Raw genomic sequence first — 23,273 nt, 5'->3', positions numbered from 1 at the left:
TGATAAAATATGTAATCTTGGTATCGAGATTTCATTCTGAAAAAGAGGTCATTTTATGAACGAACAAGTAATACACTACTTATTGAACATTTTACCTGCTACAACTTCATTTGTTCAGCAATTAGAAAAGGAAGCAAAGCAAAATCATGTACCTATTATGGAGCCTCTAAGTATGGATTTTATGCTGCACATACTTCAATTAAAGAAACCGAAGAGAATATTGGAGATTGGAGCAGCAATTGGATATTCTGCTTTAAGAATGGCAGAAGTAGCACCAGATTGTGAAATAATAACAATTGAAAAAAATGAACAGCGTTACCAGGAAGCTGTTATGAACATAGAAAAGCAAGGGAAGTCTAGTACAATAGATGTTATCCTAGGAGATGCCATCGATAAACTAAATGAGTTGCAAAATGATTCATTTTTTGATGTAATATTTATCGATGCAGCTAAAGGGCAGTATCAAAAGTTTTTTGAGCAATCGGTTCCTTTACTTGCAAGGGATGGACTAATTATTACGGATAATGTCTTGTTTAGAGGGTATGTTGCACAACCAGAATTAGCTCCAGCAAGATTTAAAAATATGGTCAAAAAAATTCATCATTACAACGAATGGCTTATGCATCATCCTGATTTTACAACCACTATTGTACCTATCGGAGACGGTGTTGCTATTAGTTTAAAGAAACACTAGAAGGGGGTACCGTATCTATGCAAGATAAACCAGTGGTTATTGGCGTTGCTGGGGGGAGTGGTAGTGGTAAAACTTCTGTTACTCGTTCCATATGTCAACGTTTTTCAGATCAAACCATTCTTGTTATTGAACAGGATTATTATTATAAAGATCAAAGTCATTTGCCATTTGAGGAGCGATTAAATACGAACTACGATCATCCTTTAGCATTTGATAATGATTTATTAATTAGTCATATATACGATCTATTAAATGGAAAAGAAATCGAAAAGCCAGTGTACGATTACAAGGTTCATACACGATCGAAAGAAGTAATAAAGGTAAAGCCGAAAGATGTTATTATTTTAGAAGGCATCCTGATATTAGAGGATCCTCGTCTTGTTGACTTAATGGATATAAAAGTATATGTTGATACAGATGCAGATTTACGTATTATTCGCAGATTGATGCGGGATATAAATGAACGCGGAAGATCTCTAGACTCTGTCATCGATCAATATATTAACAATGTAAGGCCATCGCACTTACAATTTATTGAACCAACCAAGCGATATGCCGATATTATTATCCCAGAAGGCGGACAAAATCACGTAGCAATCGACATTATGGCTACGAAAATAGAAACGATACTTTATAAAAATCAACATAAACAAATTTAGGAAAAGTATTGAAAATTTGTACAAAGTCTGCCATAGTAATGATTAGTACAATTTTGGTATAATGGAGCGTTTACATTGGCTCCGTTATTGATATAAGCTCAGCTCAATGTTTTTTATTAACTGGGGGTTATTATGAGACTCCAAAAGTGAAAATTCTCTTTAGATGCTGAAGGAATAAAAAGGAGTGTTTAGAATGGCTACAGAGAAAAGTTACTATATGACACAAGAGGGGAAAGAAAAGTTAGAAGAAGAACTACATTATTTAAAAACGGATAGACGACAAGAAGTTGTTGAACGTATAAAAGTTGCTCGTGATTTTGGAGATCTTTCCGAGAATTCGGAGTATGATGCTGCGAAGGATGATCAGGCATTTGTCGAATCACGTATTGCACAAGTGGAAAAAATGATTCGTAATGCAGTAATCATTGAAAACGATAATGATAATCCGAATATTGTATCACTAGGGAAATCGGTAACGTTTCAAGAGCTTCCAGATGGTGAAGAAGAAACATACACGATAGTAGGGAGCGCTGAAGCTGATCCGTTTGAAGGGAAAATTTCAAATGATTCCCCAATGGCTCAAAGTTTACTTGGACAAGAAATTGGTTCTGAAGTAACTGTAGCTACACCTGGTGGAGAGATTCAAGTTAAAATTGTAAATGTAGATTAATTTTTATATCTATATGGTTGTTGTATAAAAAGATCATGGTGTAATATTCCCCCCTTATGTAGTAGTGTAAAATAGTTGGTGTTACACTTACTTGAAAAGGGGGGGTTTTTTCATTTTAAATTCCTTCAATAAGAGGTTAATGGATGATCGACTGGGGATCAGTAATCGGTCGTTCTGTTGGTAGGAAATTATGACTACTAATATTTTGTAATGTCTCTATCATATAATTCTATAACATAAATATGATATCATAGTAGAGTAAATATGGGAGGGCTGAAAACATGAGTGAATTTGATAGAGTATCAAGAGTAGATAAATTTGAAAAGCGCAGAAAAAATACAAAGTCTATCTCACTTTTGCTTGTGCTTGGTGCAGTTTTACTTATTGTATTAATTGGTTTTTGGATGTTCGGTGGTGACGATGAGGCTGCTAAAGAAGAAGAGAGTAAGTCTGGTAACGAGACAGAGCAAAATGACACTGAAAAAGATGGCAATGATGAGAGTGGCGATCACTTCACTAAAGTTGAAGAAGAAGACTCCACAAATGATACGGATCAAAACAATGCTTCTGAAAATGATGAGAATGAAGCATCAAACGATGAAGACTCGGAAAATGCAAATGAAGATGTACAAATAGAGCAGCTAGAGCCTTCTGGTGACAATGTTGTAGAGGCTTATACAGCCAATTGGGAGCCAATTGGAACAGAGCAACAAGGTCCACATACAACAAATTATGATGATGGCTCACAAGATAGAATTGAAATTAGTAGAGCAGTAGCAATGGCTACGGGATTAGCTGAGAATAATATGACGACACATTGGGTTGGTAATGGAGGAGATCAAAAGGTAGAGGCAACTGTATCAAACCCTGACAATACAGAGATTTACCGTGTATATTTATCTTGGGTTGATAATAAAGGTTGGCAGCCGACAAAGGTTGAAGTGTTGCAAGAGGTCGATATTTAATATAATCAAGATGATGGAGGAAAAGGTATGACAATTGGAATTATTGGAGCAATGGATGAAGAAGTTGCTCTATTACAGTCTAAGATGACTGATAAAGAACAATTGAAAGTTGCGAATTGTATATTTACCCGTGGTAAATTATTTGATAGAGAAGTTGTTCTATTGAAATCTGGTATAGGTAAAGTTAATGCTGCAATGGCTACGACTATTATGCACGAACGATTTACACCAAAGTTCGTAATAAATACTGGTTCTGCTGGTGGGTTTTCCAAGAATCTAGAAGTGGGCGATGTTATCATCTCCACACAGGTTGTTCATCACGATGTAGATGCAACTGCGTTTGACTACACATATGGACAGGTTCCAGGAATGCCGGCGATGTATGATGCTGACACTAACTTAGTGGCAAAGGCATCAAAAGTAATGCATACAATGGATATAGGTTATGAGGAAGGAATAATTGCTACAGGTGATTCCTTCATGTCTGATCCAGACCGAGTTGCCTTTGTACGTCATAAATTCCCAACTATGATTGCTGCCGAGATGGAAGCAGCTGCAGTTGCGCAGGTTTGTTATCAGTATAATATCCCGTTTGTCATAATTCGTGCGTTATCGGATATTGCTGGAAAGGAATCTTCCATATCCTTTGATAAATTCTTAGAAAAAGCTGCAACCAATGCGGCTGAAATGGTTATGAGCTTAGTTAAAGAACTGTAAAGAATCTATGAAACAACCAATATTTACCTTTCTAACGTGCATCTATTCTATGTTATTATATGTACTAAATGGGGGGATATAGGTGGTAAATGAAAAGGTAAAGGAATTGGAATCTAAATTAAAAGACTTTCAGCGCTTTATAGGGACTTTGCTTATACTAAGTAGCTATTTATATCTTGGTGCCATTATTAATACGTTCATGAGACCATCTACTGATGGGAAGATATTAATGCTGCTTGCTTTTGTAACTGTGTTATCTGGAATTTTGCTAGCAACTAAACAACGAAAAATTAAAATAGAACTAGAAAAGGAGCGCTAAACCCTGCTATGGGTTCGCTCCTTTTTGAATGATGGTGTCAAACTACCTTCTTCTTTCTTTTCGATAATATTCATGAAATACCTTCATTAGTGCACGCTTTTCAATTCGAGAAACATAACTTCTTGATATATTTAGTTTTTTAGCAATCTCACGCTGTGTCATTTCTTTTTGATCATTTAACCCATAACGGTAAACAATTACCTCTCGCTCACGATTATCAAGTATTGAAAAATAATCTTCCATTTTCTCGATTTCCATATTTAACTGGATAAATTCAATAATGTTTTGATTTTCAGCTTCTAAAATATCGATTAAGCTGATTTCATTACCTTCTTTATCTTGCCCGATCGGATCATGCAGGGAGACGTCCTTTTTCACTTTTTTCAAGGCACGTAAATGCATAAGTATTTCATTTTCTATACAACGGGCGGCATACGTTGCAAGCTTTGTTCCTTTGTCAGTGGAGTAGCTTTCAACTCCTTTAATAAGACCAATTGTCCCAATGGAAATTAGATCCTCTGCATCTTCACCTGTATTCTCGAATTTCTTAACAATATGTGCCACCAATCGAAGGTTATGTTCAATTAGTTTGTTCCTTGAAGTTTCATCCCCCTCCTGCATCTGCTTAATATATTTCATTTCTTCTTCTGGTGGTAAAGGCTGAGGAAAAGCATGATTTTTAACGTAGGACACAAAAAACATAGCTTCTTTAATAAGAAGCGCAAGGGCACTTAATATCCCGGACAACTATATCAACCTCCTCCATACAAGGCTGGGCTAATGCCTATACCTTATTTTTATGAATCATGGAGAAGGAAAGTGTCTGTCCGCATTAATTTCTTTATTCTAATTAAATATAGTACTTTTATCCTGCTCGATGTTTAATCAGGATATGTTATTTTAACTTGTTCTATAGCTAATGAAGCATCACTGTGTGGATATTTCTTATCTCCAATAATTTGATAGTTTTCTCGACCTTTTCCAGCGATGACGATGATATCTCCAGGTTTACTAAGTTGAATCGCTTGCTTTATAGCCTGTTTGCGATCAGGAATTAACGAATAATTGTTGTGTAACATCCCTTTCTCCATATCTGTAAGTATCTTATTGCTATCCTCATTACGTGGATCGTTAATGGTTAGAATTACGGTGTCAGCTTGGGAGGCTTTTTCGCCCATAAGTGGTCGTTTTTCCTTATCACGTTCTCCTCCTGTACCAACCACCATAATTAATTGTTGTTCACTATTCTTTGAAGACCTGACGGCATGAACGCATTTTTCAATTGCATCAGGCGTATGAGCATAATCAATGTAGATGGTTACAGGGGCTTCCACATTTATCCTTTCCATCCTACCTTTTATGGTGGACATACCACGCAATAGAGGAACTAATGTTGTTATCGAATAACCCTTTACATAAAGGGATGCCAAGGCTGCCAATGTATTATAAACATTAAACTCTCCTAACAGATTGCTCTGAATCAAATGCTTTCCTTCTGGTGATTGCAGGGTAAATTCGGTAGTATCTGTATGATAATTTATATTCGTTGCTCTGAAAATAGCATCGGTATATATGCTGTAAGTAATGACTTCTGCAGATGTGAAATAATTGTATGTCTTCCACCAAGGATCATCACAATTTAGTACAGCATATTTTGGTGAAGTCATATCGTTACCTAACTGTGCAAACAATATTCCCTTAGCATAACCATAGTTTTCCATGGTGTGGTGATAATCAAGATGGTCCTGAGAAAGGTTTGTGAAGACAGCCACATCAAAATTAATTCCTGATAATCTCCCTTGGGATAGGCCTTGGGATGATACCTCCATAATAACATGATCTACACCTTCCTGATATGCACGATGAAGTAATTGTTGGTTGGTTAAAACATCACAAGTCGTATTTGCTGTCTGAAAATAGTGCTTATTAATAAGCATACCATTTGTACCAGCCACAGCAGTTTTTTGATTTAATTTACGGAGCATATCATGTATTAAACTAGTTACCGTTGTTTTGCCATTTGTGCCAGTAACTCCAAATATATTTAACTTATTGGAGGGAAAGTGATAAAACGTATTAGCTAATTTAGCCAAGGCTTTAATTGTATCAGGAACAATGATAAGCGCGTTTTTTTCTAGGTCAATTGTAAGGCTACGGTTAGCGACAATAACCTGAGCTCCTTTTTTTAATGCATCACGATAATAATCATGCCCATCAACAGTAAATCCAGAAATACAAACAAATAGTGATTTGTTTTGTACGTTTCGGGAATCATGGTGTATACTCTTAATTTGGTTTGGAAGGTGTCCAATTACCTGTTTGATTTTAAGGCACTCAAGTAACTCAGTTGTTTTCAACATGATGCCTCCCTCATTTGCTAATGCTTTTATATTGCCCAACGAAAAACTAATTTATTAAACAAAAAGAAGTGACTGCCTTTGCAAGGACGTCACTTCTTATTTTAATTATTTTGTTGTTTAGAGTAACTATCAATAGCATCTTGATAAGCATCTCTTCGGTTTTTAAGATGCGGCTTCACTCCATATGAGTGTGCTGCTCTGCCAATCATATGTGCAGATACTGGCGCTGTTAAAAGAATGAATACGATAGCTAGAAGTAATTTACCACTTACAATTGAATGCTCTAGGTATAGATAAAGAAAAGCACCAATAAGTATACAAGCAATTCCTAATGTGGAAGCTTTTGTAGCTGCATGAAGTCTTGTGTAGACATCGGGAAATCGTACAATTCCAATCGAAGCAGATAAGATAAAGAACGTACCAACTAAAACAAATAAGATAACAAGTATATTCAAGATAATGCTAATCCAAGTCTCTATCAATAATAACACCCTTTTCTAGATATTTTGCGATGGCAAGTGTCCCCAGAAATGCTAAGATCCCGATTAGCAAGATAACATCGTTTAATTTTGTTGTGACAATAAATATAGCCATTAATCCTGCAAGGCCCATCAGATTTATTCCAATTGTGTCTAGTGCAACAGCGCGATCTGGTTGTGTGGGACCTGCAATCACACGATATAATAAAAGGGCCAATGAAATTGCAATTCCGATAAAGCATATAATGACAACAACATGAAGTATCTGCTCTGTCGTAGTTAAAAGATCTGTCATCTTGTCACCTCCATAATTGCTTTTTCAAAGGTATTCTTAATGGACTGAATGGATTCATCACTATCATCAATATCCATTGCATGAATAAATAGCTTTGTATTATCTCGTGAAACTGCAACGGAAAGTGTGCCAGGTGTAAGCGAGATTAAATTTGCAAGTAAGGTAATCTCCCAATTGCTTTTAAGCTCGGTCGGTAGCTCAAAGATTCCTGGCTCTATATCTGGTTTAGGTGTATACACTAATTTTACGATATCCATATTGGATGAAAAAAGCTCTTTTATAAACAGCATAATCAATCGTAGGATTTTCATAACGCGTCGTAAATAGAATGTATCCGGTACGAAACGTCTTAGAAGCAGTAGGAGAAGTATACCTAATATATAACCAGCTATAAAACTAGGAACAGAATAAGATTCACTTAAGAACATCCACATGCATGCAATAATTAAGTTAATTACAATCTGAAAGGCCATAATGAATTACTCCTTTAATACAGAATCAATGTAGATTTCCGGATCAAGTAAATAAGTGGCAATTGACTCGATATGCGGATAGAAAAATTCTGCTCCAACACCTAATATCACAGAAAGAGCTAGCAGGCCAACAACTGGTGCGAGAAGCCCTTTGGTAGATTTTTTAGGTAGTTCCGCCATCGTTTCTTTATCTCCCCAAAACCCGTTAATAAATATTTTAACAACAGAGTAGAGGATCAACAGGCTAGTAATTAGACCGATAATAACAATGGCGATTTCTCCTTGCTCGAATGCGCCTTTTAGTAATAGTAGCTTACCAATAAAACCACTGAACGGAGGTAAACCTGCTAATACTAACGCCGAAACGAACAAGAGCCATCCTAAGAATGGATAATAGTGAATGAGTCCACCCATTTTTCGCAAGTCAGAAGTCCCTGCAACATATGCAATTACTCCGACAAGTAAAAATAAGACGGATTTAATGATCATATCGTTAATCAGGTAGTAGATAGAACCACTAATTCCATCCTGATTTAATAATCCAATCCCTAAGATAATAAAACCTATAGCAGGAATGATGTTATAAGCAATAATTAATTTAATATTAGAAGTTGAAAGTGCGCCAATTACACCAAAAATCATAGATAGACCAGCGATCCAAATAAACATCTCATGTGTCATATCCGTTTTATGAACAAAGATCAAAGTAAATACACGTAAAATAGAATATATTCCTACCTTCGTCAATAATGCTCCAAATAGAGCTGAAATGACAGGATTTGGTACGATGTAGGATTTAGGAAGCCAGTAATAGAGTGGGAATAATGCCGCTTTCGTAGCAAATACAAAGAACAGCAATATTCCAATAGTAGTTAAGATCCCTTGTTGTTCAACCTCTTGAACTCTTTGAGCAATCTGAGCCATATTTACAGTACCTACAACAGCATAAAGAAACGCTACTGCAGTAACGAAAAGCATGGAGGAAAACAAGTTAATCAATAAATATTTAAGTGATTCTCTTAGCTGTACTTTTCCACCTCCAAGAACGATCAGGCCGTAGGAAGCCATAAGTAAAACCTCGAAAAATACAAAGAGGTTAAATAGGTCGCCGGTAATAAACGCTCCAGATACTCCAGTTATAAGGAAGAAGAAAAAGGGATAGAAATAAAACGTTTCCCTTTTTTCTAATCCAGCGTTAGGTGCATAGAATGCACATGCAACAGCAATAATGTTAGTTGTTAACACTAATATAGCTGCTAATCCGTCCATAACAAGGATAATACCATATGGAGCTAGCCAATCCCCTGTTTCCAAGATAATCGTACCATTATTGAATACATACCAAGTGATATAACTAGAAGTTCCTAGACTTATTAAAGAAAACAGTTTTGAAAGTGCTCTTGATACCTTTACTTTTTGATTAAAGAATATTAGAATCACTGCTGATATCAATGGAATGATGATTGGTAATACTGCTAAATTACTCATTTTCGTTACCCCTTAATTGTTCCATATTGTCTGTATTATTTTCTTTCGTCGTACGATAGGCCAATACTAATAGCAGACTTGTGACACCAAAGCTAATAACGATAGACGTTAGGATTAATGCCTGTGGCAATGGATCTGTATAGTCGGAAATTCCTTCAGTAAGAATAGGAGGCTGCCCTGTTTTTAATCTACCCATAGTAAGTATGAGTATATGTGCTCCGTGAGACAGCAAAGCCGTACCAATTACTATCCGAAGTAATTGCTTCTGTAAAATATTATAGATAGCCGTTGCAAATAACACTCCCGCTAAAATAGAAGTGATAATTTCCATATTTATTCTGCCTCCTTATTCTTTTTATTTTTAATGAGGCCAAATATCGCAAGTGCTGCAATTCCAAGCACAGCGATCTCAAATAATGTATCCAACCCACGCATGTCTACAAGAATTACATTAACAATATTATCGCCGCCACCGAGTTTATAGGAATTCTCCACAAAATAATCAGATATAGATTCAAACCACCTGCTGCTATGAGCAGAAATAGCTACCATCGTAATCAACGCACCAAACCCAATGGAAATAATCGCATTCATTGTCTTTGTTTTAGCTGAATCCGTTGATTTCCTTAGTTTTGGAAGGTGGTAGAAGCATAATAAGAACAATGCTACGGACACTGTTTCAATGACTAATTGTGTTAAAGCGATGTCTGGGGCTCGATAAATGACAAATAAAATCGCCACTCCAAAGCCAACAACACCTAGCACAAGTACCGCCGCTACATTATGATTCATATATATTGTTCCAATAGCAGCAATAATCATAATAAGAACAACTGCAATTTCAATAAATGATATATCAGCTAATTGATCTGTACTAACAGTAAAGCCGTTACTTACGAACATAACGAAGAAGGAGACAACGAGTGTTGTTCCAAGAATTAGAGACATATATGTTTTTAATGAGCCTGTCATGTAGAAATTAGTTACAGATCGAGATACGCTATCCATGTTGGCTACAATTGCATCGTACACCTTATTAAAGCTTGCCTTTCCAGGTAATACTTGATAAACAGCTTGCCATCTTTTTCGTGTTACAAACAGAATAATACCTAATGTAACAACAACGAGTGACATTCTAAACGCAGGAGAATCCCAACCATGCCAAAACTTAACTTTATAAAACTCTGTGTCGCCATTAATAGCTTCTGCAGCGTGCTGCAAGAATGGAGCGTTTGCCATATTAGGCAATAGTCCAATCAGAATAACGCCAAGCACTAAGATGATAGGTGAAACAAGCATACCAAAAGGCGCTTCATGTGGTTTTTTAGGCAGTTGTTCAAGATGCTTTTTCCCCGTAAAGGTTCCAAAAAATAAGTACATCGAATATACAAATGTAAAAATACTACCAAGAACTGCTAAATAGGGAATGGCTTGTGACCAGAATCCTGAATTATCTAACTGAATACCAGCATCAAAGAAGAGTTCTTTACTGTAGAAACCATTAAGAAAAGGTAAAGGAACTCCAGCCATTGAAAATGTTGCAAATATAGCTAGTGTTGCTGTAATTGGCATAAATGTAGCTAAACCACCGAGCTTGCGGATATCCCTTGTACCTGTCTCGTGATCCACAATTCCAGCAATCATAAATAGACTGCCTTTAAATGTAGCATGATTTAAAATATGGAACACAGCTGCGAAAACGGCAATTGTTGTACCAAATCCAAGCATTGCCATAATCATTCCGAGCTGACTAATTGTTGAAAAAGCAAGAATAGCTTTTAAATCCGTTTGTCTGACAGACATATACGATCCCCAACAAAGAGTGATAATCCCGACTATACTTACAATCAAAAAGAACCATTCATAGCTAGAGAATATGGGAGAAAATCTGGCTATTAAAAATATCCCAGCCTTTACCATCGTCGCCGAGTGGAGATAGGCACTTACTGGTGTAGGTGCTTCCATTGCATCTGGTAGCCAAATATGGAATGGGAATTGAGCCGATTTTGTAAATGCTCCTAATAAAATAAATCCTAAAATCAATGGTAAGTAATTGCTATCTAAAATGACATCAACCTGGCTGATCATTTCTTGGATGCTGGTTGTACCAGTTACTACATATAATAAAATGAAACCGCCCAACATACTTAATCCACCAAATACAGTGATAAGCATGGATTTTAATGCTCCATACCGTGACCGCTCCTTGAAATGCCAATAACCAATCAACAAGAAGGAAGATATAGATGTTAGCTCCCAAAATGTATAAAGCACAAAGATATTATCAGATAAAACGACACCAAGCATTGCACTCATGAACATAAGAAGGTAAACATAAAAATGTCCTAATCGCTCCGACTTATGTAAATAATAGATGGAATAGAGTACGACCAATGAACCAATACCACTAATTAATAGTACGAACAATAAACTTAGGCCATCTAAGTAAAAATCTAAATTTATACCTAAGGATGGTATCCAACTATACTGCTCTATTTGTGGTGAGAAATCATTTCCTACAAATTGAACAAAATAAAGAAAAATAATGAACGGAACAAAGAATACAAAAATTCCTGTATGTATTTTTGCTTTTAATTTACTTAATGCAGGAATAAAGCATGCAATAAGAAGCGGAACTAGTACTGCTAAGATCATCGAACGGGATTCCTCCTTCAAAAATATCAATGCTGTTGTTATTAATTTGTACGTTATTGCTTATTCCATTACAGAAATTAGAGAATGACTGAAAGTGGTACATATCCATCGGGGAAATGACATCTTGCTAGGGTCTAGTTTTTCTAAATCTACTTTTTAAAAAAAGTAGGTAAATTGGTTGATAAGTATGGCTTTGATACTACCATATGTAATCATTTATCCAAGAAATAGTTTAACACATTAAATTATCAATAAAAATAAAAAACCCTTAGGATTCGCAAATTCTTCAAGGGTTTTCGTGTTTCTTCATATTTATAATACATTATTTTTTTTAACCTGATTTTATATTTTTTATTTTATGTGATAATCGTCTTCTATGAATCTCTTCTTCAATCAGGGAGAGGAAATCGGGGCTTAAATTTAATTCATTTGCTGTAAAGTATGATTCAAGTAATAATTCGTCTGACAAATGTTCCATAAATACAGCCCTCCTAAGAGTGGGAATCTTCTGGATTTAAGTTAATATAAATTTACCATGTTCTAACAAGCAGGACAAGGCAGAAGTTATCTACATTTGACTGTAGATAACCTGTGTACAAACTCAAAAAAATCCTTACAAACATTATTACATCAACTCGAAAATTGTTAATAAAGTTATCCACAATGCAAAAAATGAAGGTATTTGTCGAACGATTTATTCATATTTTCGGGTGAACATACATACTTCTTGATGAAATGACATAGATCAAGGATTTCTAGTTGTACTTGTCTACATGATAAGGGTTTATCATCGACAAAGTTTCGTCTTGATAATAAATCACACATGGTATGGAGATAACTGCTAGTGAATGTCCGATAAGCTCGGCTCTATAGGATGTGGGTCACAAAGGCGTTGTCACAGGAGGTGACGTTTTTGCCTTTGTTCTTAACATTAGAATGAAGTTTCGCTTTATTATTGTAGAAAGTTGTTATAGGATAAGGTTATAATGGAGATTCGTATGAATACTGCTAGTAGATAGACTATAAAGAGGTGTAAGTGTGTTAAGAAAATTTCTGCCTAATGAACATGTAAAAAGTATTTTTGATATCCATCCCGACGTATTAAAAGAAAAAGGGATTAAGGGGATCATCACGGATTTAGATAATACCCTGGTAGCTTGGGATGTTAAAGAAGCAACATCTGAAGTAGTTCAGTGGTTTAAACTAATGAAAGAGCATGGGATTAAAGTAACAATTATATCGAACAATAATCAAGAACGAGTAAAGGTGTTTTCAGAGCCATTAGATACACCATTTGTATTTAGTGCAAGAAAACCGTTGAGTAAAGCATTTAGAACCACTGCTAAAAAGATGGGTTTAAAGAAAGAAGAGATTGTAGTGGTAGGAGACCAAATATTGACTGATGTACTTGGAGGGAATTTTGCTGGGTTTTACACAATTCTTGTTGTCCCTATTGTGCAAACAGACGGTAAGATAACAAGATTTAATCGTAGAATTGAACGACGGATTCTTTCATATATGCGTAAAAAGGGAAAAATTAGCTGGGAGGAATAAGATTGGAAACACTATACTGTCAGGGCTGTGGTGCAGAGATACAGACAACAGATAAGAATCAACCTGGATATACACCACAATCCTCTTTGGAAAAGGAAGATATTTTATGTCAACGATGCTTCCGTTTAAAGCACTATAATGAAATACAGGATGTCGCGATGACAGATAATGATTTCCTATCAATGGTTAGTACTATAAGAGAAACAGATGGGCTGATCGTACATGTTATTGATATATTTGATGTGGATGGCAGCTTGATTAATAGCCTGCCTCGTATTGTTGGCGATAACCCTATAATTTTAGTTGGAAATAAAATGGACCTACTTCCAAAATCGGTAAATAAGCGAAAATTAATGCAGTGGTTACGTTCACAAGCAAAAGAGAATGGGATTCGCATAAAAGATGTATTCTTGATTTCTTCTACAAAAGGCCATGGTATGGAAGAGCTGACAAATCAAATAGAAGCCTATCGACAAAATAAGGATGTGTATATTGTTGGAACAACAAATGTTGGAAAATCAACATTTATTAATCGCTTAATAAAGCAATCTACTGGCTACAGTGAGGTTATTACTACCTCTTATTTTCCAGGTACAACGTTAGGATTCATTAAGATACCATTAGATGATCATTCTACATTAATAGATACTCCGGGAATTGTTAATAAACAACAGATGGCGCACTATATATCTCCGCCTGATTTAAAAGCAATTTCTCCTAATAAAGAAATCAAACCAAGGGTTTATCAATTAAATGCCGGTCAAACATTGTTTTTTGGTGGACTCGCTAGATTGGACTTTATCAAAGGAGCGCGGCAGTCATTCGTTTGCTACTTTTCCAATCAATTGCCCATTCATCGTACAAAGCTTGAAAATGCCGAGCATTTATATGAAAATCATTTAGGCGAGCTGTTATCGCCACCAAATGAAAAAACATTAGAAAAACTTCCTAATTTAACACCAAGCGATTTTCGGATTTCAGCAGATAAGAAGGATATTGTGTTTCCGGGGCTTGGGTGGGTGTCTATTCAAGGAAATGGTGCCTCTGTAACAGCCCATAGTCCGAAGGGTGTATCTGTATCAATTAGAAATTCGTTTAACTAGGAAGGGGAGAAATAATGTGTATCGGTTTGGATTGATTGGTTATCCAATTGCCCATTCATTATCACCGTGGATTCATAAAGAATTTATGAAACGAACCCATATAGATGGAGAATATGAGATTTACGAAATTAATCCTGAAGGGTCATTTAGCGAAAAAATAAATGCGTTTAGACAAAAAGAACTACATGGATTTAACATTACTGTTCCTTACAAACAAAAAATCATCCCATTTCTTGACGAAGTGGATCATACGGCAAAGGCAATTGGTGCTGTAAATACGGTACGTAATAAGAATGGGAAATGGATTGGATATAATACGGATGGTATTGGATATGTACGATCTCTTAAAAGTAAATATCCACGCCTTTTTTCTAAAGCAGATAGACGTGCGCTTATTTTAGGGGCAGGTGGTGCTGCAAGAGGAATTTATGCTGCATTGCAGGATGCTGGCTTTACAACGATAGACATAGCAAACCGTACAAAGGAAAAAGCGCTTGATATAATAAGATTATATCAGGTGCAGTCACAGGTAATGCCATTGGAAAGCGTTGAAAAACAAATTGATCAATATGATGTAGTTATTCAAACCACCTCTGTAGGCATGAAACCGTATGCTGATAAATCAATCATTGAAATTAAAAACACAAAGCCAAACGACACGATTGTTAGTGATATTATCTATCAACCGATCGAAACAAATTTGCTGACACAGGCAAAGTGTTATGGTTTTTCTCTGCATTTTGGACATACGATGTTGCTATATCAGGCACAATATGCTTATGAAATATGGACAGGCATAAAGCCACCAATGGAACGCATGGATCAAGAATTACAACTTATACTGGAAGGAAGATAATATGTTAACAGGTAAGCAAAAACGTTTTTTACGAGCACAAGCAAATCAACTGAAGCCTATTTTCCAAGTTGGTAAAATAGGTGTGAATCAAAATATGATTGATCAAATTGAGGATGCACTAGAAAAAAGAGAACTGTTAAAAGTGAGTATCTTACAAAATTGTATGGATGATAAAGACACCGTTGCTGAGCAATTAGCAACTGGAACGGACGCAGAGATCGTGCAAATAATTGGGAATAATATCGTATTGTATAAAGAATCTACAGAAAACAAACAGATTCGTCTTCCGTAAAAGGTGTTTATTGATGAAGCGTATTGGTATCTTAGGAGGAACGTTTGACCCACCGCATATTGGTCATTTGATCATTGCTGAAGAGGTTCGGATTTCGCTTGAATTGGATGAGGTGTGGTTTATCCCATCTTATACACCTCCGCACAAAGAAGATGTTAAAACAAGCCCGAACAATCGACTGGAAATGGTACATTTAGCTATTGAGAATAATAGGTATTTTAAGGTGAATCCAGTCGAAATCAACCGTGTTGGAAAGTCTTATACAATTGATACGATAAAGGAATTAAAGAAAAATCATCCTCATAAAACATTTTATTTCATTATTGGCGCGGATATGGTTGAATATTTACCAAAATGGGAACGAATTGATGAGTTAATGCAACTAATCCAATTTGTTGGTGTTAAACGGTCTACTCATTCTTTACAAACACATTATCCAATAGTGGAAGTAGACATCCCATTAATAGAGATTTCCTCTACGTTATTAAGGGAACGGTTAGAACGTAGTGAAACCATTCACTATTTACTACCTGACTCCGTTTATAACTATATTAAGGAGAATCACTTATATGAAAATTGAGATAGCAAAGGACATCGTGAAGCCACACTTAACAACAGCTCGCTATGAGCATTCGTTACGCGTGGCGGAAACAGCAAAAGAGCTTGCTTTGTTATATGGTGAAAAAGTTGAAAAAGCAGAACTTGCAGCCGTCTTCCATGATTACGCGAAATATCGATCGAGGGATGAGCTTGCGCGATGGATAGTAACGTCCTATTTACCTAAAGACTTATTAGATTATCATCATGAATTATGGCATGGTCCAGTAGCAGCATTGCTTATTGAGAAAGAATTCGGTGTAAAGGATATAGATATCCAAAATGCTATTCATTACCATACAACAGGAAGAGCTCATATGAGTAACCTAGAAATGATAATATTTTTAGCTGATTATATAGAACCCGGTAGAAAATTTCCAGGTATAGATAAGGTGCGGGAGATGGCAAAGGTCGACTTGGTACATGCGTGCTTAATGGCATCAGCAAATACGATTCGATTCTTAATGAACAAGAATACTGCCATTTATCCTGACACCTTTCATACGTACAATGATTTAATAAGAAGAGTTAACGGAGGTAACCATTAATGGAAAATAAGACAATTATACAACTTGCAGCCGAAGCGTGTGATGATAAACGTGCTGAGGACATTATTGCACTTGATATGAACGAAGTATCATTAGTAGCGGACTATTTTTTAATATGCCATGGAAGTAATGAACGACAAGTGCAAGCAATAGCAAGGGGGATTAAGGATAAGATGGAAGAGAACGATATTTCCTTGAAACGTTTAGAGGGATTTGAACAGGCTAGATGGATTTTAGTGGATATAGGTGATGTCGTTTGTCATATATTTCATAAGGATGAAAGAAGCTACTATAATTTAGAGCGTCTTTGGGGAGATGCAGCTCCAGTCTCATTGCAATTGGAGGACAACAAATAGTAATGGCTTACGAAAAAATGGCGAATGTTTATGACCTGTTAATGGAAGATGCCCCTTATGATCAATGGGTAGCATTTACGGAAGCTCAGTTTAAATCAAGACAACGAGAAGTTGGGACGATCGCTGATTTAGGATGTGGTACGGGAGAAATAGCAATCCGATTGGCAAAAAAGGGATATCAGGTCACAGGAGTAGATTATGCGGCAGATATGTTAACATATGCAGCACATAAGTCTGCTACAGAAAATATGTCTATCCAGTGGATTTGTCAAGATTTGCGAAGTCTTGTAGGCCTTCAGGGGCTTGATGCTATAGTCAGTTACTGTGATGTCATTAATTATATTACGTCAGAAGCTTCCTTAAGAGATACATTTATAAATATAAACGAAGCACTCGATCCAGGTGGGCTATTTTTATTTGATGTTCACGCGCTTAGCTATATTACTGATAATTATTTTGGGGAAACATTCGCTGATGTTACGGAAGATGCTTCTTATATTTGGTTTTGTGCAGAAGGAACACAGCCTGGTGAAATGTTCCATCAGTTAACTTTTTTTGTAAGGGATAAGGACAATTTATACCATCGATTTGAAGAGGAACATCATCAACGAACATTTCCTGTAGAAATTTATAAAAAAATATTGAATGAGTCAGGTTTTGAAAATATTAAAGTATATGGTGATTTTTCATTAAAAGCAGATAGTTTAAATAATAATACAGCAAGAATTTTCTTTTCAGCTGAGAAGAAACCGGAATAATCTGTATTTCCGGTTTTTTTTCTTAAAAAGGAAAACAAGTTAAGCATGTCGAATTTTAAGTAGGAGAAATGAAATAAATTCCTTCTATTCCTCAAAAAGGAGGTGAACATTTGTACTCTAATATATTAAAAAAAGTACTTTTCTTTATTGGTATTCCAGTTGTCATAATCATTTTACTTCTTATGATCGGAGATAAAGATACAGGTGATGAAGATGCAAAAATCATTGATACTAGCGAGCCGATTGATCCGACAGATACGGTGAACAGTAATCGTACGAATCAGGTAGAGGACACAAGTACTGTCGTTGTGGATGTAAAAGGTGAAGTAAATAAACCAGGTGTCTATGAGTTGGAAGTGGAAGATCGTGTGATCGATGCAATAGAAGTAGCTGGAGGGTTTACTAAAAATGCAGATGAGTCCCAAGTAAACCTTGCGCAAAAAGTACAGGACGAAATGGTTATTTCAGTTGCAGATAGTGAAAGTGATTATTCATCGTCATTGTCAGGTACGGAGACGAACGAGAAATTGCGTATAAACCAAGCCTCGGTAGAAGAAATTGAGAGTTTGAGTGGGATTGGACCAGCAAAGGCAGAGGCAATTGTAAGATACAGAGAAGAAAACGGGCCATTTACCACAATAGACGATCTACTAAACGTTTCTGGAATTGGCGAGAAAACAATTGAAGTATTTCAGGAAGAGATTCAAATTCCATAACTGAAAATGAATGATTTCAAAAAATACATAAAGGGGAATAATGATGGAACGAATTTCATGGAATCAATATTTTATGGCGCAAAGTCATTTACTCTCATTACGCAGTACATGTACTAGACTAATGGTAGGGGCAACAATTGTAAGAGATAAACGAATTATTGCTGGAGGCTATAACGGAAGTGTCTCGGGAAGTGTTCATTGTATTGATGAAGGTTGTTATGTTGTCGACGGGCATTGTGTACGTACGATTCATGCTGAGGCAAATGCATTATTGCAATGCGCTAAATTTGGTGTTCCTACCGAGAATGCAGATATCTATGTAACACACTTCCCATGCCTGCAATGCTGTAAGCAATTAATTCAAGCAGGAATCAATACTGTTTATTATGCAGAGGATTATCATAATAATGATTATGCTATCGAGTTGTTTGCTGAGGCTGGAGTTATTACCAAGAAGGTAGAGCTTGATTATTTGACAGTTGATACAAATTATCTGGAAAAACAGCATTACATTCAAAATTTAATACAGAAGCTAGAAAATGAAGAAATTGATCGTAATGAATTGCAGAAATGGAAAAATAAAGCATTTGATTTATTTAATTTACGATAAAGGAGAATCATGTGAAAGGATTCTGGCATTTTCCTGCATTGGCTGTCGTTGTAAGTAGCTTGATGAAATGGATGAATCACCCGATTATTGCTGCAGTATTTCTTGTTTGGTTATTTTATTTATTTTATAGGAGAAGGATATGTGCAATGCCGTTTGTACTATCCCTCATCTCCCTTATATTCTTTTCCTTTTTTATCCCTCGAATAGAAACCACTGAAATTAACCATAAACAGCCTCCTCAAGATAAAGAATTAACAGGTACAATCATTACTCCTATTCAAGTAGAACCCGAAAAAATATCATTTATCTTTCAAATTGCAAATACAGATAGCAAAGTTTCTATGTTGTATTTCCCAGACAATCCAGTGCATGTGGCCAGCAACTATCCGCACATAGCATATGGATCCACCTGTCGGATTTCTACGTTACTGGATATCCCTAAGCCAGCGACGAATCCCGGTCAATTTGATTATCAAGGATATGCGAATAAGCAAGGGATTTCTTATCAATCCATTATCACAAGTTTAGACGAGTTAGATTGTCTAGAAGGTACGGGATTTTTACATCATATATATCAAATAAGAGCATCCATGCTTGATTACGTTAACGGAAATATAAGTGATGGAACTGCTGCCTGGATACTTGCATTATTATTTGGAGATAAATCTTTTTTAGCTAAAGATACGATTGAATTGTTTCGACAATGGGGATTAAGTCATCTATTGGCAATCTCAGGCCTGCATGTTGGATTAATGATAACCATTACTTATTTTCTTTTAGTTAGGACAAACCTTTTCACAAAAGAGTACGCGCAATGGGGAATGCTGCTATTTCTGCCTGTCTATGCGCTGATGGCTGGAGGGGAACCCTCTGTATGGCGAGCCAGTATCATGGCTATATTTTTTATCATCCTCCATAAAACCAAATGGAAAATCAGTGTTACAGATGTACTTAGTATTACATTTATTGTGCTAATTCTATTTGATAAGCTGATTATATATCATGTGGGATTTCAACTCTCATTTATGGTAACCTTTGGATTATTGCTTTCGAGGAAATGCTTATCCCGAACAAAATCTTCAATCAAACAGATGCTACTTATTAGTTTCATTGCGCAAATGATGATAATTCCGCTACTATTTCATTACTTCCACATACTCCAACCATTATCCATTTTACTCAACCTTTTCATTGTTCCATACTTTACATTCTTTGTTATTCCCACTTTATTAATGCTTTTATTTACGTCTCCTATATCCACCATATCCTCAATTATCGATCAGTTGTTTATTGTCGTTCATGAACAGGTGTTGCTTGGTATTGGAAAAATAGATAACTATCTACATTATCCTTTGGTTGCAGGCTCTATGTCATTTGTTGCTGTTATATTATATTACCTCTTTCTCTTCTTCTTTATGGGTTACTTGGAGAGGGGAAAGCAAGTAAAGTCATTTTATTGCGGAGTTATCATCGTAATGATAATTTTAGTCGATATAAGCCGACCATTTTTTTCTCCCATAGGGACAGTAACAATGCTCGATATCGGACAAGGTGATGCTTTTATTATTGAATTACCTTATCGTAAAGGTGTGATACTTATAGATGCTGGTTCAAAGGTTACAAACACAAACCAGCAGCCATCGGCGAGTGTATATAATCAGGTTATTCAGCCGTATTTATTTGCAAAAGGTATTCACAAAATAGATGCTATCTTTTTGTCGCATGAGGATTTGGATCATATTGGAAGTGTGGATTATATACTGGAGGATATAGAAGTAAATAATATATTTATAAGTGATTTTTTTGACAGCAAGGAGATTGTATGGAACTATTCTGAGGTAGTTACTGTAAAAAGAAATGATACAATTGTAGTAGGAAATACACTTTTTAAAGTGTTGGCACCATTTGAAGATAGAAAATCAGCAAATGACAATTCACTTGTTCTATTTACTAATATTGGGGGAATGAATTGGCTTTTTACAGGCGATATAAGTAAAAAAGAGGAAAAAGAAATAGTGAAATCATACCCAAATATAAACGTTGATGTCCTTAAAGTAGCACATCATGGCAGTAAAACATCTACAGATAAAGAGGTTTTAACACAATTAGCACCTCATTACGCATTAATTTCTGTTGGTGAGGACAATTCATATGGTCATCCGTCAGATGAAGTTATCCGTAATTTACGAGAAAGTGGTGCAACTGTTTTGCGTACAGATAGAGATGGTGCGATACAGTTTAAATTTATAAAAGACCGGGGAACGTTTTATCGTTTTTTACCATAGTAATATATCATGATTCATCCAAACAAAAAAGAGACTGTGACACAGTCTCTTTACTTACGTTCACATGTCTAACCTATGTAAACGAATGAGGATTTAGGCTCCTGCTACACTAATTATAACTCCGATTGCAAATAGCACAAGAAAGAAAATAAAAGAAAATGCAAAACCTTTGATGGAGTCAACAACGTCATTATTTTTAGATTGAATATCTTTTTCAAATTCGTTCACAATTACCCCTCCTATATCACCATTAGTATAAATTATATTTTTTAAAAAATCCACTTTTGCAATAAATTTATATCGAATTGAATGGATCCCAAATTTAGAAAGACTTAACATCTATACTTTTACTTAGACGGGAAAATCTATAGATAAGATCAAATATCGTTTGACATGACTGTTTCTAGAGCAGTTATGCAAGCGTTAATATAGATTGGAGAGGGAAGAAGATGCCAGTCTTTTCCCTCTCATTATTCCTTGCCATTCTTCTATTAACGTTTTACCATATAAAGGTACAACAAAAAAGGTTGGAGTGAATTGCATGTCCTATTTGGAAGCGGTAAAACAAATAAAAAAAAATCAAATATCCTCAGTATTTTTACTATATGGAAACGAGCCCTATTTTATACAATCACTTAAAACACGTTTAATGGAAGCCATTCTTGATGATGATAAAGATAATTTATCGAGCTATGATTTAGAAGAAACATCTATACAAGATGTTATTGCAGATACGGAAACATTCCCTTTATTTGGTGAGCGTAAATTGATCATAGCTACTAACGCTGTTTTCTTAAAAGCAAAACCGGATAAACTTTCGTTTGAGCATGATCTTGAGTCGCTACAACGTTATCTGTCTGCACCAGTTGATTTTTCCGTACTTGTTTTGATTGCGCCATATGAAAAAATTGACGAACGGAAAAAAGTAACGAAACAATTAAAAAAGCAAGCATCTGTAGTGGCATGTAACGCTATAAAGGAATATGAGCTAAAGAAGTGGATTTCGCAATTGGCTGATCAGCTTCATGTTACAATTGGTGATGATGTTTATGATTTATTAGAATCGGAATTATCCACGAATTTGCACTTATTGGAAAGCGAATTGAAAAAATTAGCAATGTATGTTGGGGAGAATGGTGAAATTACAAGGGAAATTGCTGAAGCGCTCTTATCGCATACTACTACAAATTCTTCATTGAAATTAGTGGATGCTGTCATGAATCGTGATTTACATAAGGCAATTGCTATATATAAGGATTTAGAAAAAATGAAGGAAGAACCCATTGCATTGATTGGTTTACTTGCCTTCCAATTTCGTACGATTTTTCGAGTGAAGTTATTAAAGCAAAAAGGCTACAGTCAATCTCATATGCAAAAACAACTTGGGGTGCATCCCTATGTCATTAAAATAGCTATGCAACGAGAAAAGCAATTTTCTATAGATACTTTAGAATATATTATGGATCAACTAGCAGATGCTGATGCAGCAATGAAACAAGGATCTATGGAGAAAGAATTAGCATTTGAAATACTTCTATATCATTTAACGAAAGGAAAAATTGCTAGAACAAAAGCGTAAGCGTCCGATTAAAACGTAGCGACTGGAGCGAGTCAACGGAAATAAAGGAAGCACGGTGAGCTTGCGAGCCGATAATGACTTAGATTAGGGGTGATTCGTAAAGTTGCCTCGTTTCTGGGAACTGGAGTTGGACGTAGCTCAACACGCCCATATTTATCCACTTGAGCTAACAAACAAAAGGGGCTGGGACAAAACCCAGTAACTGAAAAAAGTGGTACGCCAATTTAGGGCGTATCACTTTTTTT

General features: G+C 35.8%; 28 protein-coding genes. 18 read left to right on the top strand and 10 right to left on the bottom strand.

All coding sequences use genetic code 11. The features are described from left to right. Positions 1-55: 55 nt before the first annotated feature. From ABDZ84_RS11180 to ABDZ84_RS11155, 6 genes are all read left to right on the top strand, one after another. Positions 56-694, top strand: coding sequence for an O-methyltransferase (locus ABDZ84_RS11180; protein ID WP_026681229.1), 639 nt, complete (start codon positions 56-58; stop codon positions 692-694). A 17-nt stretch (positions 695-711) separates the two neighbouring features. Beyond that, positions 712-1,353 carry a uridine kinase gene (gene udk / locus ABDZ84_RS11175; RefSeq protein ID WP_026681228.1) on the top strand — a complete coding sequence of 214 codons (642 nt, stop codon included), beginning with the start codon at positions 712-714 and terminating at the stop codon, positions 1,351-1,353. 193 nt (positions 1,354-1,546) lie between these two features. Continuing rightward, positions 1,547-2,023, top strand: a complete 477-nt coding sequence (greA, locus tag ABDZ84_RS11170) for a transcription elongation factor GreA (RefSeq protein ID WP_026681227.1) — start codon at positions 1,547-1,549, stop codon at positions 2,021-2,023. A 281-nt stretch (positions 2,024-2,304) separates the two neighbouring features. Then, entirely contained in the window at positions 2,305-2,988 is a 684-nt protein-coding gene (locus tag ABDZ84_RS11165; protein ID WP_343781501.1) for a YrrS family protein, read from the top strand. 27 nt (positions 2,989-3,015) lie between these two features. After that, on the top strand, positions 3,016-3,705 hold the full coding sequence (mtnN, locus tag ABDZ84_RS11160; protein ID WP_026681225.1) for a 5'-methylthioadenosine/S-adenosylhomocysteine nucleosidase: 690 nt from the start codon (positions 3,016-3,018) through the stop codon (positions 3,703-3,705). Positions 3,706-3,787: 82 nt separating this feature from the next. Beyond that, complete coding sequence (locus ABDZ84_RS11155) at positions 3,788-4,024, top strand: YrhC family protein (RefSeq protein WP_034678980.1); 237 nt, start codon at positions 3,788-3,790, stop codon at positions 4,022-4,024. A 42-nt stretch (positions 4,025-4,066) separates the two neighbouring features. Here ABDZ84_RS11155 and sigK read toward each other — a convergent pair whose 3' ends face one another. From sigK to sda, 9 genes are all read right to left on the bottom strand, one after another. Then, complete coding sequence (sigK, locus tag ABDZ84_RS11150; RefSeq protein WP_026681224.1) at positions 4,067-4,771, bottom strand: RNA polymerase sporulation sigma factor SigK; 705 nt, start codon at positions 4,769-4,771, stop codon at positions 4,067-4,069. Between the two features lie 134 nt (positions 4,772-4,905). Next, positions 4,906-6,381, bottom strand: coding sequence for a UDP-N-acetylmuramoyl-L-alanyl-D-glutamate--2,6-diaminopimelate ligase (locus ABDZ84_RS11145; protein WP_343781497.1), 1,476 nt, complete (start codon positions 6,379-6,381; stop codon positions 4,906-4,908). A gap of 104 nt (positions 6,382-6,485) precedes the next feature. Next, positions 6,486-6,866 (bottom strand): monovalent cation/H(+) antiporter subunit G, encoded by a 381-nt coding sequence (mnhG, locus tag ABDZ84_RS11140; protein WP_034678979.1) that lies wholly within the window; start codon positions 6,864-6,866, stop codon positions 6,486-6,488. Next, on the bottom strand, positions 6,847-7,158 hold the full coding sequence (locus ABDZ84_RS11135) for a Na(+)/H(+) antiporter subunit F1 (RefSeq protein ID WP_026681222.1): 312 nt from the start codon (positions 7,156-7,158) through the stop codon (positions 6,847-6,849). The genes mnhG and ABDZ84_RS11135 overlap by 20 nt, the downstream gene beginning before the upstream one ends. After that, positions 7,155-7,631 carry a Na+/H+ antiporter subunit E gene (locus ABDZ84_RS11130; RefSeq protein ID WP_026681221.1) on the bottom strand — a complete coding sequence of 159 codons (477 nt, stop codon included), beginning with the start codon at positions 7,629-7,631 and terminating at the stop codon, positions 7,155-7,157. Before ABDZ84_RS11130 ends, ABDZ84_RS11135 begins: the two co-directional genes overlap by 4 nt. Positions 7,632-7,637: 6 nt before the next feature. Further along, positions 7,638-9,119, bottom strand: a complete 1,482-nt coding sequence (locus ABDZ84_RS11125) for a Na+/H+ antiporter subunit D (protein WP_281948944.1) — start codon at positions 9,117-9,119, stop codon at positions 7,638-7,640. Continuing rightward, positions 9,112-9,450 (bottom strand): Na(+)/H(+) antiporter subunit C, encoded by a 339-nt coding sequence (locus ABDZ84_RS11120; RefSeq protein ID WP_026681219.1) that lies wholly within the window; start codon positions 9,448-9,450, stop codon positions 9,112-9,114. The genes ABDZ84_RS11125 and ABDZ84_RS11120 overlap by 8 nt, the downstream gene beginning before the upstream one ends. Before the next feature lie 2 nt (positions 9,451-9,452). After that, entirely contained in the window at positions 9,453-11,774 is a 2,322-nt protein-coding gene (locus ABDZ84_RS11115) for a Na+/H+ antiporter subunit A (RefSeq protein ID WP_026681218.1), read from the bottom strand. Positions 11,775-12,105: 331 nt separating this feature from the next. Then, positions 12,106-12,252, bottom strand: a complete 147-nt coding sequence (gene sda, locus ABDZ84_RS11110) for a sporulation histidine kinase inhibitor Sda (RefSeq protein WP_026681217.1) — start codon at positions 12,250-12,252, stop codon at positions 12,106-12,108. A gap of 560 nt (positions 12,253-12,812) precedes the next feature. Between sda and ABDZ84_RS11105 the strand changes: the two genes are divergently transcribed. The 11 genes from ABDZ84_RS11105 (at position 12,813) to ABDZ84_RS11055 (ending at position 21,449) form a co-directional block, all read left to right on the top strand. Beyond that, a complete protein-coding gene (locus tag ABDZ84_RS11105; RefSeq protein ID WP_026681216.1) occupies positions 12,813-13,328 on the top strand; it encodes a YqeG family HAD IIIA-type phosphatase in 516 nt (171 codons plus the stop codon). A gap of 2 nt (positions 13,329-13,330) precedes the next feature. Beyond that, positions 13,331-14,431, top strand: a complete 1,101-nt coding sequence (gene yqeH / locus ABDZ84_RS11100) for a ribosome biogenesis GTPase YqeH (RefSeq protein WP_026681215.1) — start codon at positions 13,331-13,333, stop codon at positions 14,429-14,431. Positions 14,432-14,447: 16 nt separating this feature from the next. Continuing rightward, entirely contained in the window at positions 14,448-15,287 is an 840-nt protein-coding gene (aroE, locus tag ABDZ84_RS11095; RefSeq protein ID WP_026681214.1) for a shikimate dehydrogenase, read from the top strand. Between the two features lies 1 nt (position 15,288). Continuing rightward, positions 15,289-15,579 (top strand): ribosome assembly RNA-binding protein YhbY, encoded by a 291-nt coding sequence (yhbY, locus tag ABDZ84_RS11090; RefSeq protein ID WP_026681213.1) that lies wholly within the window; start codon positions 15,289-15,291, stop codon positions 15,577-15,579. A 13-nt stretch (positions 15,580-15,592) separates the two neighbouring features. Then, a complete protein-coding gene (locus tag ABDZ84_RS11085; RefSeq protein WP_026681212.1) occupies positions 15,593-16,159 on the top strand; it encodes a nicotinate-nucleotide adenylyltransferase in 567 nt (188 codons plus the stop codon). Further along, the gene (yqeK, locus tag ABDZ84_RS11080) at positions 16,149-16,724 is read left to right on the top strand and encodes a bis(5'-nucleosyl)-tetraphosphatase (symmetrical) YqeK (protein ID WP_026681211.1); all 576 of its coding nucleotides are present in this window, start codon (positions 16,149-16,151) and stop codon (positions 16,722-16,724) included. The genes ABDZ84_RS11085 and yqeK overlap by 11 nt, the downstream gene beginning before the upstream one ends. Continuing rightward, a complete protein-coding gene (gene rsfS, locus ABDZ84_RS11075) occupies positions 16,724-17,080 on the top strand; it encodes a ribosome silencing factor (RefSeq protein WP_026681210.1) in 357 nt (118 codons plus the stop codon). The genes yqeK and rsfS overlap by 1 nt, the downstream gene beginning before the upstream one ends. A gap of 2 nt (positions 17,081-17,082) precedes the next feature. Further along, positions 17,083-17,838 (top strand): class I SAM-dependent DNA methyltransferase, encoded by a 756-nt coding sequence (locus ABDZ84_RS11070; protein ID WP_034678976.1) that lies wholly within the window; start codon positions 17,083-17,085, stop codon positions 17,836-17,838. A 110-nt stretch (positions 17,839-17,948) separates the two neighbouring features. Beyond that, entirely contained in the window at positions 17,949-18,554 is a 606-nt protein-coding gene (locus ABDZ84_RS11065; RefSeq protein ID WP_026681208.1) for a helix-hairpin-helix domain-containing protein, read from the top strand. Positions 18,555-18,597: 43 nt separating this feature from the next. Next, entirely contained in the window at positions 18,598-19,164 is a 567-nt protein-coding gene (locus ABDZ84_RS11060; protein WP_026681207.1) for a ComE operon protein 2, read from the top strand. A gap of 11 nt (positions 19,165-19,175) precedes the next feature. Next, on the top strand, positions 19,176-21,449 hold the full coding sequence (locus ABDZ84_RS11055; RefSeq protein ID WP_026681206.1) for a DNA internalization-related competence protein ComEC/Rec2: 2,274 nt from the start codon (positions 19,176-19,178) through the stop codon (positions 21,447-21,449). 93 nt (positions 21,450-21,542) lie between these two features. Here the strand turns inward: ABDZ84_RS11055 and ABDZ84_RS11050 are convergent, their stop codons facing one another. Next, positions 21,543-21,677, bottom strand: coding sequence for a YqzM family protein (locus ABDZ84_RS11050; RefSeq protein WP_026681205.1), 135 nt, complete (start codon positions 21,675-21,677; stop codon positions 21,543-21,545). A gap of 313 nt (positions 21,678-21,990) precedes the next feature. Here ABDZ84_RS11050 and holA point away from each other — a divergent pair, with 313 nt between their 5' ends. Beyond that, positions 21,991-23,028 carry a DNA polymerase III subunit delta gene (gene holA / locus ABDZ84_RS11045; protein ID WP_026681204.1) on the top strand — a complete coding sequence of 346 codons (1,038 nt, stop codon included), beginning with the start codon at positions 21,991-21,993 and terminating at the stop codon, positions 23,026-23,028. The last annotated feature ends 245 nt before the right edge of the window (positions 23,029-23,273 follow it).

This window comes from Virgibacillus salarius, assembly GCF_039521925.1.
Lineage (GTDB): Bacteria > Bacillota > Bacilli > Bacillales > Amphibacillaceae > Virgibacillus > Virgibacillus salarius.
The sequence above is the reverse complement of the archived record's forward strand: the minus strand, read 5'-3'. Positions and strand labels throughout refer to the sequence as shown.

Coding starts and splice junctions, on each gene's coding strand:
- ABDZ84_RS11180 (WP_026681229.1), top strand. CDS start 56: ATGAACGAACAAGTAATACACTACTTATTGAACATTTTACCTGCTACA.
- udk (WP_026681228.1), top strand. CDS start 712: ATGCAAGATAAACCAGTGGTTATTGGCGTTGCTGGGGGGAGTGGTAGT.
- greA (WP_026681227.1), top strand. CDS start 1,547: ATGGCTACAGAGAAAAGTTACTATATGACACAAGAGGGGAAAGAAAAG.
- ABDZ84_RS11165 (WP_343781501.1), top strand. CDS start 2,305: ATGAGTGAATTTGATAGAGTATCAAGAGTAGATAAATTTGAAAAGCGC.
- mtnN (WP_026681225.1), top strand. CDS start 3,016: ATGACAATTGGAATTATTGGAGCAATGGATGAAGAAGTTGCTCTATTA.
- ABDZ84_RS11135 (WP_026681222.1), bottom strand. CDS start 7,158: ATGACAGATCTTTTAACTACGACAGAGCAGATACTTCATGTTGTTGTC.
- ABDZ84_RS11130 (WP_026681221.1), bottom strand. CDS start 7,631: ATGGCCTTTCAGATTGTAATTAACTTAATTATTGCATGCATGTGGATG.
- ABDZ84_RS11125 (WP_281948944.1), bottom strand. CDS start 9,119: ATGAGTAATTTAGCAGTATTACCAATCATCATTCCATTGATATCAGCA.
- ABDZ84_RS11120 (WP_026681219.1), bottom strand. CDS start 9,450: ATGGAAATTATCACTTCTATTTTAGCGGGAGTGTTATTTGCAACGGCT.
- ABDZ84_RS11115 (WP_026681218.1), bottom strand. CDS start 11,774: ATGATCTTAGCAGTACTAGTTCCGCTTCTTATTGCATGCTTTATTCCT.
- sda (WP_026681217.1), bottom strand. CDS start 12,252: ATGGAACATTTGTCAGACGAATTATTACTTGAATCATACTTTACAGCA.
- yhbY (WP_026681213.1), top strand. CDS start 15,289: ATGTTAACAGGTAAGCAAAAACGTTTTTTACGAGCACAAGCAAATCAA.
- ABDZ84_RS11085 (WP_026681212.1), top strand. CDS start 15,593: ATGAAGCGTATTGGTATCTTAGGAGGAACGTTTGACCCACCGCATATT.
- yqeK (WP_026681211.1), top strand. CDS start 16,149: ATGAAAATTGAGATAGCAAAGGACATCGTGAAGCCACACTTAACAACA.
- rsfS (WP_026681210.1), top strand. CDS start 16,724: ATGGAAAATAAGACAATTATACAACTTGCAGCCGAAGCGTGTGATGAT.
- ABDZ84_RS11070 (WP_034678976.1), top strand. CDS start 17,083: ATGGCTTACGAAAAAATGGCGAATGTTTATGACCTGTTAATGGAAGAT.
- ABDZ84_RS11060 (WP_026681207.1), top strand. CDS start 18,598: ATGGAACGAATTTCATGGAATCAATATTTTATGGCGCAAAGTCATTTA.
- holA (WP_026681204.1), top strand. CDS start 21,991: ATGTCCTATTTGGAAGCGGTAAAACAAATAAAAAAAAATCAAATATCC.